Annotated in this window: 2 tRNA genes; one reads left to right on the top strand and one right to left on the bottom strand. The window is 41.3% G+C overall.

What is annotated here, in order from left to right:
• Positions 1 to 105 precede the first annotated feature (105 nt).
• A tRNA-Val gene (locus tag ACFOEE_RS18780) sits at positions 106 to 181 on the bottom strand.
• 840 nt (positions 182 to 1,021) lie between these two features.
• On the opposite strand from ACFOEE_RS18780, the gene ACFOEE_RS18775 reads away from it, so the two are divergent.
• A tRNA-Ala gene (locus ACFOEE_RS18775) sits at positions 1,022 to 1,097 on the top strand.
• The last annotated feature ends 66 nt before the right edge of the window (positions 1,098 to 1,163 follow it).

Below are 1,163 nucleotides of genomic sequence, written 5' to 3'. Positions count from 1 at the left end.
GTGACCCTCGCCTTGTAAGGGCGATGCTCTCCCAACTGAGCTAACAACCCATCTAGATAACGACTAAAAACAAAATTTTATGTTCTTCAAACTAACCGCAAAATGTGGTGGGTTGTACTGGACTTGAACCAGTGACCCTCGCCTTGTAAGGGCGATGCTCTCCCAACTGAGCTAACAACCCACATTTTGTGACAATTTGCATCGTCGTGTGGGGCGGTATTATAGGGAGAGTTGGAATAGAGTCAATACCCAGTTTTCGTAAAAATGCGCCATGTGCGGGATTTATAACCAAAATTAGCGCGATGGGTCAAAATTTCTGCGGAACAATAATGAAAAATTGCCGACAGAAAAGTTTTTGTACGGATTTTATCCAGTATTTATACCCACTTTGCAGAGAAAGATGGTTTAGAGTCGAATTTTTCGACATCTAGCTGTAGGTTTAGGTAGACCCCACATCTATATAGCAAAGGATTATAAAGAGGGGTATCTGGCTTAGTTATCACCTTAATGTGCAAATGAGCGCAGATCTAGTTAAGGTTGGTTGTTCTGCTAATATGTAACAAAACGCACCTCTTACCTGCAGTTATACTTAAAGACAAAGTTGCCTCTATCCTCTATATAGTCACAATTCGTTATTCACAAAAAGTATAGAGCAAAGCAACTCTGCAACTAGTTTCAAGCAAAAGAGTCTCGCATTAAACGATGAGCCATTTGATGGCATTCTAACTATTGCCTCTATATAGGAGTAATTTTGTGAGTGCTTAGAGTACAGATTTACAAGTAGGGGAGGTGAGCGGGGGTTAATAACTTCAGATTTATAACTGCCGAACTCAATACGCAGCTTAACTAAACCCCTGTATTTGTGCATATTTAAATCAATTTGATTGCTTTAATTGCAATGTGGCGAAAAATGGAGCGGTCGAACAATTCTTTAAGAAATTTTGTTGACTTTGTTTTTGTGTCTGCATAGAATGCGCCCCGCACTCAGCGATAAGTGATGTCGAAATCACAGTTTAGTAGTGGGGTTATAGCTCAGCTGGGAGAGCGCTTGCATGGCATGCAAGAGGTCGGCGGTTCGATCCCGCCTAGCTCCACCAAGTCGTTGAAACTCGTATGGTCAGAGTCTAAATAACCAGTCCTAGTGACAAAATGCGTTTTTTGAA

The organism is Pseudoalteromonas fenneropenaei, assembly GCF_042643375.1.
GTDB lineage: Bacteria > Pseudomonadota > Gammaproteobacteria > Enterobacterales > Alteromonadaceae > Pseudoalteromonas > Pseudoalteromonas fenneropenaei.
The sequence above is the reverse complement of the archived record's forward strand: the minus strand, read 5'-3'. Positions and strand labels throughout refer to the sequence as shown.